Annotated in this window: 12 protein-coding genes; 3 read left to right on the top strand and 9 right to left on the bottom strand. The window is 62.1% G+C overall.

Going from position 1 to position 7,997, the window contains the following annotated elements; genetic code table 11:
* On the bottom strand, positions 1-597 hold a 597-nt coding region (locus RMO18_RS00705), incomplete at its 3' end, for a Crp/Fnr family transcriptional regulator (protein ID WP_309663318.1).
* 67 nt (positions 598-664) lie between these two features.
* Between RMO18_RS00705 and RMO18_RS00700 the strand changes: the two genes are divergently transcribed.
* Both RMO18_RS00700 and RMO18_RS00695 read left to right on the top strand, forming a co-directional pair.
* Positions 665-1,033: a DUF2237 domain-containing protein gene (locus RMO18_RS00700; RefSeq protein ID WP_309663317.1), complete on the top strand. Its 369-nt coding sequence runs from the start codon at positions 665-667 to the stop codon at positions 1,031-1,033.
* Positions 1,034-1,101: 68 nt separating this feature from the next.
* Positions 1,102-1,494, top strand: coding sequence for a group III truncated hemoglobin (locus RMO18_RS00695; protein WP_309663316.1), 393 nt, complete (start codon positions 1,102-1,104; stop codon positions 1,492-1,494).
* 3 nt (positions 1,495-1,497) lie between these two features.
* On the opposite strand, the gene RMO18_RS00690 is transcribed toward RMO18_RS00695, so the two are convergent.
* The 4 genes from RMO18_RS00690 to trpB form a co-directional block, all read right to left on the bottom strand.
* The gene (locus tag RMO18_RS00690) at positions 1,498-2,022 is read right to left on the bottom strand and encodes a helix-turn-helix transcriptional regulator (protein WP_309663315.1); all 525 of its coding nucleotides are present in this window, start codon (positions 2,020-2,022) and stop codon (positions 1,498-1,500) included.
* 27 nt (positions 2,023-2,049) lie between these two features.
* The gene (locus RMO18_RS00685; protein WP_309663314.1) at positions 2,050-2,445 is read right to left on the bottom strand and encodes a hypothetical protein; all 396 of its coding nucleotides are present in this window, start codon (positions 2,443-2,445) and stop codon (positions 2,050-2,052) included.
* Between the two features lie 87 nt (positions 2,446-2,532).
* Entirely contained in the window at positions 2,533-3,045 is a 513-nt protein-coding gene (locus RMO18_RS00680; protein WP_309663313.1) for a PepSY domain-containing protein, read from the bottom strand.
* Between the two features lie 248 nt (positions 3,046-3,293).
* Positions 3,294-4,526, bottom strand: coding sequence for a tryptophan synthase subunit beta (gene trpB / locus RMO18_RS00675; RefSeq protein WP_309663312.1), 1,233 nt, complete (start codon positions 4,524-4,526; stop codon positions 3,294-3,296).
* Between the two features lie 177 nt (positions 4,527-4,703).
* Between trpB and RMO18_RS00670 the strand changes: the two genes are divergently transcribed.
* Entirely contained in the window at positions 4,704-5,738 is a 1,035-nt protein-coding gene (locus RMO18_RS00670) for an endonuclease/exonuclease/phosphatase family protein (protein ID WP_309663311.1), read from the top strand.
* Here the strand turns inward: RMO18_RS00670 and RMO18_RS00665 are convergent.
* From RMO18_RS00665 to RMO18_RS00650, 4 genes are all read right to left on the bottom strand, one after another.
* On the bottom strand, positions 5,735-6,373 hold the full coding sequence (locus tag RMO18_RS00665; protein WP_309663310.1) for a phosphoribosylanthranilate isomerase: 639 nt from the start codon (positions 6,371-6,373) through the stop codon (positions 5,735-5,737). The two genes, RMO18_RS00670 and RMO18_RS00665, sit on opposite strands and share 4 nt — an antisense overlap.
* Positions 6,373-6,732, bottom strand: coding sequence for a LapA family protein (locus RMO18_RS00660; RefSeq protein WP_309663309.1), 360 nt, complete (start codon positions 6,730-6,732; stop codon positions 6,373-6,375). Before RMO18_RS00660 ends, RMO18_RS00665 begins: the two co-directional genes overlap by 1 nt.
* A gap of 81 nt (positions 6,733-6,813) precedes the next feature.
* The gene (gene ihfB / locus RMO18_RS00655) at positions 6,814-7,095 is read right to left on the bottom strand and encodes an integration host factor subunit beta (protein WP_309663308.1); all 282 of its coding nucleotides are present in this window, start codon (positions 7,093-7,095) and stop codon (positions 6,814-6,816) included.
* A gap of 181 nt (positions 7,096-7,276) precedes the next feature.
* A partial coding sequence (locus tag RMO18_RS00650; RefSeq protein WP_309663307.1) for a S1 RNA-binding domain-containing protein occupies positions 7,277-7,997 on the bottom strand: 721 nt, incomplete at its 5' end.

The raw sequence follows: 7,997 nt of genomic DNA, 5'->3' as shown, positions 1-7,997 counted from the left end.
TGCGCCAAAGATCACGATGGGGGTCTGACCGGGGGTAAAGGCACAGGTCTTGCCCAGCGCGAGGGCCTCGTCGGTTGCAGGGTCGATCAGTGTCAGCGGCAGCTTGTTGCGCCCGGCAAAGGCGGCAACGGCGCGGACCTGACGGTCTTCGGCGGGGCCGACCACCGTGATGGCGGTGGCATTGCGCGTCAGCATTGCCCGCCTGCGCGCGGCAAAGACCGACACGATGATGTCCGACATCTCGGGCTCTGCCGCCATCAGGCGCAACATGGCGTCGCGGGGGGCGGCCAGCACCCGGGCCTGGGTTTCGGCGCGCATGGTGTATAGCATCCGCCCACCGGTCAGAAACGCGATTTCGCCGATGAACTGGCCCGCACCAAGGATGTTGGCGTTGGTCGGCTGGCCCAGCACTTCATCCCAAAGCTGAAACCCGCCGTCGAGGACGTAGAAGAACTGATCGGCCGGATCGCCGATGCGCAGAAAGATGGTTCCTTGCGGAATCAGGCGTTCCTCGCCGATGCGGCGGATGGCAGCGATGTGATCATCGCTCAACGGGCGGCGCACCATTGTCGCAAGGTCTTCGGCAAGGCTTTCCATCGGCGGTCCTTTCAGCGATCTTGTGCGGATATTGGCTGCAGGTAACAGAATGACAAGGGAGGCGGCGATGCAGGAACCATCGGTCAACGTGCTGGGTGGTGCGCTGGAATCATGTTCTGCCGACCCGGTCACCGGGTTCTTTCGCAATGGCTGCTGTGATACCGGCCCGATGGACCGTGGCGTGCACACCGTTTGCGCCACGATGACGGCCGAGTTTCTGGCGCTGTCGAAGTACCTTGGCAACGATCTGTCGACACCGCGCCCGGAATACGGCTTTGTCGGGCTGAAACCCGGCGATCAGTGGTGCCTTTGTGCAGCACGCTTTCTGCAAGCCCACGAAGAGGGCGCAGCGCCAAGAGTGCGGCTTGAAGCGACGCATCAGGCCACATTGTCGATCGTGCCGCTGGACGTGCTGCAGGCCAACGCCAGCCCCTGACCTTGTGGGCATTTGCCACCTTGCGAAAGGCGTCGGTGCACAGCAGACAGGCGCGCAAAGGAGCAATCATGGCCCTGCCGCCCCGCTTTTCCGTTACCGCCAGCGAAATCGATACGGTTGTCGGCACCTTTTATGCTGGCGTGCGTCAGCATCCCGTCCTGGCACCGGTGTTTGCAGCGCATGTCGGCGACTGGGCCGCACATGAGGCCAAGATCGCCGGGTTCTGGCGCAACGCGATTCTGTTCGAGCGTGGCTATGATGCTAATCCGCTGGCGGTGCATCGGGCGGCGGGGGATGTCGAGGCCGGGATGTTCGGCGAATGGCTGGCGCTGTTTGACCAAACCCTGGGCCGCGAACTGCCAGCCGATACGGCGGCGGCGTGGTCTGCGCTGGCGCACCGTATCGGGCGCGGGCTGATCTTCGGGCTGGGCCCGGCAGGACAGGCCCCCAACCTGCGCTGAAGGTCAGGCGGCGTTGCTTGGCAAAGCGGCCGCTGCCCGCACACCGGCATCATCGCGCATCAGATCCTCGATGAACAGGCTGAGCAATTGCGCCCGACCAGTGACACCGGCCTTGCGGTAGATTGCGTTGGTCTGGGCCTTTACGGTGCCTTCGCTGGTGGCGCGCAGGGTTGCGATCTCGGCGGTCGACATGCCTTTGATGGCAAACAGCGCCACGTCGCGTTCGGCAGCCGTCAGACCCCATTCGGTAAGGCGTTCTTCCAGCAGATCCATGAAGGCCCCCGATGCACGGCGCAAGCCCGCCTCGGCGGAGTTGCGGGCGCGCAAGGCCCTGAACAGCAACAAGGCACCCAGAACCACCCCGAGGACCAGACCGATCGCAGCACCGATCTCGATCAGTTCGCGCATTTTCCAGCTGATCGGGGTGGTCTTGATGCCCAGCACCGAAGCTAGAATGTCATAAACGAAGAAAAAGGCGCAGGACGCCTGAATAATGAATATCGCGATGATCGGCCCGGGGCGCCTCAACCTGGGAGCCGCAAGATTGCCCGACCGTCAGCCACCTTCGCTGTCGTCATCGTCATCGTCATCATCGTCATCGTCATCGCCATCGTCATCGTCGTCATTGCCACCGTGACCACCATCGTCATCATCATCATCAGACGCTTTGCCGCCCTTGACGATCTCGCTGGCGCTCTTGCGGCCGGATGAGGCTGTCCAGAGATCGCGCAGAATTTCGCCGGTATTGGGGTTTACGATGATTTCCCGCTGCCCGTCTGACCGTTCGGCAACAATTCTAACCCGTCCCAGAAGGGTACGCTCTGTTGATATCCGTTCAAAGCCCTGACGTTTCAGTTGGGCAACAATGTCCGTAACCGGATCTGCGGCAAGCGCAGGCGAGGCTGTCAGGCCGGCCAGACCAACCCCTGCAAGGAACGCCCGCCGCTTCATCGTGGTCCTCCCGGGATCTTCCCGATGTTCAAACTATGCTGCAAAGGCCGAGCCCCGGCAAGGCCGGGGCTCGGGTTGTGATCAAAGTCAGCCCTTGCTGTCCTCGCCGTCATCATCGTCATCGTCATCGTCGTCATCATCATCATCATCATCATCGTCATCATCGTCGCCGTCTTCATCATCATCATCATCATCGCCGTCTTCATCATCGTCTTCGTCATCGTCGTCTTCGTCATCGTCGTCATCGTCACCGTCTTCGCCGTCGTCGTCTTCGTCGTCGTCTTCGTCGTCGGTATCTTCAAAGTCCTCGTCGACGGTCTTGATTTCCACCCCGGTAAGGGCGCTCTCTTCTTCGTCGGCAGCCTGGGTTTCCTGGCTGATGATCTTGCCGGTTTCGTTCGAATAGATGACCTCGGTCACCGTGCCGTCCTTGACCGCCTCCACCTTGGTTTGGGTCGGGCCAACCTTGACCTCGACATAGGTATAGCCTTCGGCAATGTAGCCGTCGGCAAGCGCCTGCGCGTCGATGGCGGCAAAGGCCATATTCGCCGACAGCGCCGCTGCGGCCGTGAACATCAGCAGTTTGGTTCTCAGTTTCATCCGGTGTCTCCTTGCAGATGTGCCAGAGGTGGCGTTGAGGTTTCCGGCCATCGCTTTGGCCGAGCATGAGCAACCCGGCCAGTCAGCGGCGAAACTGCAGGGATATCCATGCCCCTGAGGTTTAGAACCGGGGGCCTAGGCCTTTGGTTTGTGCCCCTAAACGAAAGTTTATGACCGCGCCGCGAACTGAAAATGCAAAACCCCGCCGGGTGAGGACGGGGTTTTGTTCAATCCAGAGGTGTGGGATTTTAGACTTTCATGTCCTGACCCAGATGTTTGGCCACGGTGAAGATGTCCTTGTCGCCGCGCCCGCACATGTTCATCACGATGATATGGTCGCGCGGCAGGCCGGGCGCGATCTTCATCACATGCGCCAAGGCGTGGCTGGGTTCCAGCGCCGGGATGATTCCCTCCAGCTTGCAGCACAGCTGGAACGCCTCCAGCGCCTCGGCATCGGTGATGCTGACGTACTTCGCCCGCCCGATGTCATGCAGCCAGGAATGCTCCGGCCCGATTCCCGGGTAATCGAGACCGGCGGAGATGGAAAACCCCTCCAGGATCTGTCCATCATCATCCTGCAGCAGATAAGTGCGGTTGCCGTGCAGCACGCCCGGACGCCCGCCGGTCAGACTGGCGCAATGCTGCATCCGGTCATCCACACCCTTGCCGCCCGCCTCGACGCCGATGATGTTCACCGACGGGTCGTCAAGGAACGGGTAGAACAGGCCCATCGCGTTCGACCCGCCGCCGATGGCTGCGATCAGGGTGTCGGGCAGGCGGCCCGAGCCCTCCTGCTCCTCCATCTGCCAGCGCACTTCCTTGCCGATGATGCTTTGGAAATCCCGCACCATGGCCGGATAGGGATGCGGGCCGGCCACCGTGCCGATGCAGTAGAAGGTGTCGCGCACGTTGGTCACCCAGTCGCGCAGCGCGTCGTTCATCGCGTCCTTGAGCGTGCCGCGACCGGAGGTGACCGGGATCACCTCGGCCCCCAACAGCTTCATGCGGAACACGTTCGGCGCCTGGCGTTCCACATCATGCGCGCCCATATAGACCACGCATTGCAGCCCGAACTTGGCGCAGACGGTGGCGGTGGCCACCCCATGCTGGCCCGCGCCGGTTTCGGCGATGATCCGGGTCTTGCCCATGCGCCGCGCCAGAATGATTTGGCCCAGCACGTTGTTGATCTTGTGCGCTCCGGTGTGGTTCAGCTCATCGCGCTTCATGTAGATCTTCGCGCCGCCCAGATGATCGGTCATCCGTTCGGCGTAATACAAGGGCGAGGGGCGGCCGACGTAATGCTTCCAGAGCCAGTCCATTTCAGCCCAGAAGGTGGGGTCGGTCTTGGCAAACTCGTAGCGTTCCTCCAGATCGAGGATCAGCGGCATCAGGGTTTCGCTGACGAACCGCCCGCCGAACAGGCCAAAGCGGCCCTGCTCATCCGGACCCGTCATGAAGCTGTTGATTCCGTCCTCGGCCATGGCGATCTCCCTCTTTGCCTTGCGGATGTAGCGCGCGTCTGGCGACGGGTAAAGCGACAAGCCGTCGCTGCCCCCCTGTCACCACCGTGTCATTCTGACGGAGTATTCACGTCAAGAACGCCAAATTTCTGGTAGCCTGGCCGAATTGGACGAACGACATTCAGGAAAGGACGCGTGATGGCCCCGAAAACCGTCAGCTTCACCACCTTCAACCTCTACAATCTCAACGAACCGGGACTTCCGGTCTACAGCGACACGGGCGGTTGGACGCAGGTCGAATATGATCTGAAGATCGCCTGGACTGCGCGCATGCTGCAGGAAATGCGGGCCGATGTGATCGGCTTTCAGGAGGTGTGGCACGCGGCCAGCATCGACGCGGCGCTGAAGGCGTCGGGCCTCGATGCCAGCCATGTGGCGCTGGTGCCCGAAGGCCATGCCGGCCAGATGATCGTGTGCGGGGCCGCCGTCGACCGCAGCATTCTGGTGGGTGAGCCGCGCTGGATCGCGTTCTTTCCCGAGGAGTTCATCCTGAAAAGCCGTGGCGACGATCCGCAGGCAGGCGATGTCGAGGTGAACATCCGGCGCTTTTCGCGCCCGGTGCTGCATTTCCAGATCAAGCCGCACAGCAAGGCCCCGGTCGTCTCGGTCTACGTCTGCCACTTCAAATCCAAGGGTCCAACCGCGATTTTCCGCGAACCCTGGTACGTCAAGGCTACCCACCAGCCGCACACCGAGGCGATCGGCGGGGCGCTGTCCACCATCCGCCGCACCGCCGAAGCGATGGCCCTGCGGATGATGGTGACGAAGGAGATGAAGGGCACCGACACCCCCGTCGTGGTGCTGGGCGATTGCAACGATGGCCAGCATTCCAACACGCTGAACATCATGACCGGCCAGCCGCGGTTCCTGACGGCGCTGTCCGAAGGCGGCGGCGATACCGACCTGTACACCGCGCAGACCCTGCAACAGTACCGCAGCCAGACCGACGTGTATTACACCCACATCTTCAACGACACCCGGGAAAGCCTGGACCACATTCTGATCAGCCAGGAATTCTACGACAATTCGAAAAAGCGGATCTGGGCGTTTGACGGGCTGACCATCGCCAATGACCATCTGAACGAGGACGCTCACAAGGAAACCGGCAGTGGCGATCACGGCGTGGTGCGCGCACGGTTCAAATACATGCCGGCAAAGGCGATCCTGTCTTAGCCTGCGGCCGTGACAAACGCCGCGATCTTGGCGTGATCCTTGACCCCCGGCGCGCTTTCCACGCCCGAGGAGACGTCTACCTGCCGCGCCCCGATCAGCCGCACCGCATCGGCCACGTTTTCTGCCGTCAGGCCACCGGCCAGCATCCACGGGCGCAGCCATTTGCGCCCGACCAGCAGCCGCCAGTCAAAGGCCAGACCGTTGCCACCGGGCAGCGCAGCCCCCTTTGGCGGCTTGGCGTCGATCAGCAACTGGTCGGCGGCAAGGCTCATCTCTTGCAGGCCGGCAAGATCAGCCTCGCCCGCCACGCCGATGGCTTTCATCACCGGCAGGCCGTAACGGGCGCGTACTTCGGCCACCCGTTCAGGTGTCTCGTGGCCATGCAGTTGCAGCATGTCCAGCGGCACCGTGGCAATCAGCCTGTCCAGAAAGGCATCGTCGGCGTCCACCACAAGGGCAACCTTGGCCAGCCCGGCGGGGGCGCAAAGTGCCAGCATCCGGGCCTCGGCCAAGCCGAGGTTGCGCGGGCTTTTGGCAAAGAACACAAAGCCCGCATAGGCAGCCCCTGAGGCGGCCACGGCCAACACATCGGCTTCGGTGCGCAGCCCGCAGATCTTGACACGGGTCTCGCCCATCATCGCGCCTTTGGCTGATCCAGCAGGGCCAGCACGTCATCCTTGGGCAGCGACGTGCTGTCACGCAACACCGCCAGTTCGCGTTCCAGCCTTGCCACTTCGCGGGTCTTTACGGTGGCGGTGGAGCGGTGCTTCATCTCGCGGAACCATTCCCAGACAAAGCCGATCAGTACGCCCGCCACGATGCCCGCGAAGATGATCAGGAACAGCGGCACTTCGGCTGCGAAGGACAATCCGGTCAGTGCTGCCAGATCACCCGGCAGCAGCCGCACCTCGACGGGGGCGCGGTTGGCCAGTGCCACGGTCAGCAAGACCAGCGCCAGACCGCCCAGAAAGACATAGCGCAGCGTGCGGATCATTGGCGTGCCCCCGTTCCGGTGAATGACGCCAGTATCGGGCGGTTCAGCGCCTTGTGCAACCCGGCCAGCCGAAACCCGCGATCACTTGCCGTTCAGACGGTCCCGCAACAGCTTGCCGGTCTTGAAGAAGGGAACCTTCTTGTCATCGACCTTGACCGCCTCGCCGGTGCGGGGGTTGCGCCCCACCCGTGCATCCCGTGCCTTGACCGAGAACGCGCCAAAGCCGCGCAGTTCCACCCGGTCACCCTTGGCCAGGGCGTCAATGATTTCTTCGAATACGGTGTTGACGATCCGCTCTACGTGGCGCTGCGTCAAATGCGGGTTTTCATCCGCGATCTTCTGGATCAATTCAGACCGGATCATCCGTGCGTCCCCCCTGTGGTTCGGTCCCTCGGCAGAGACCGCCACGACGTTCTTGTCCAAAGACTATAGGCAAAATTTGCCACCACACAAACGAAAACAAGGGGCTGGCGGGCAAATGCAAAGGGCCCTGCCATGCGGCAAGGCCCTCTTTTCATAGCAAACACGTCAGAACAACCAGAGGTCAGGCCTTGTCGCCGCTCTTCAGTGCTGCGCCAAGGATGTCGCCGAGGCTGGCACCCGAATCGGAGGAGCCATATTGTTCGACGGCCTCTTTCTCTTCGGCGATCTCGCGGGCCTTGATCGACAGACCCAGCTTGCGGGTCTTGGGGTCGATGTTGGTCACGCGAACGTCGATGTGGTCACCGATCTGGAACCGCTCGGGGCGCTGGTCTGCCCGATCACGGCTAAGGTCGCTGCGGCGGATGAACGACTTGGCGCCGTTATACTCCACCTCGATGCCGCCTTCTTCGATTGCGGTCACGGTGACGGTGATGATCCCGCCGCGCTTCACGCCATCAACTGCATCGGTGAAGTTGTCTTCGCCCAGCGCCTTGATCGACAGCGAGATACGCTCTTTCTCGACGTCAACTTCGGTGACCGAAGCGGTGACCGTGTCGCCCTTGCGGTAGTTCTGGATCGCGTCTTCGCCGCGCTGGTCCCACGACAGGTCCGACAGGTGGACCATACCGTCGATATCGTTGTCGAGGCCAACGAACAGACCGAATTCGGTGATGTTCTTGACTTCGCCTTCGATCTGGCTGCCCACGGGATGCGTTTCCGCAAAGACTTCCCACGGGTTGCGCTGGGTCTGCTTCAGGCCAAGCGAAACACGACGCTTGGCGCTGTCGATCTCCAGCACCATGACGTCGACTTCTTGGCTGGTCGAAACGATCTTGCCGGGG

This window comes from Tabrizicola sp. (assembly GCF_031377265.1).
Classification (GTDB): Bacteria; Pseudomonadota; Alphaproteobacteria; order Rhodobacterales; family Rhodobacteraceae; genus JAUYQR01.
This window is presented reverse-complemented; position numbering and strand designations above follow the sequence as displayed.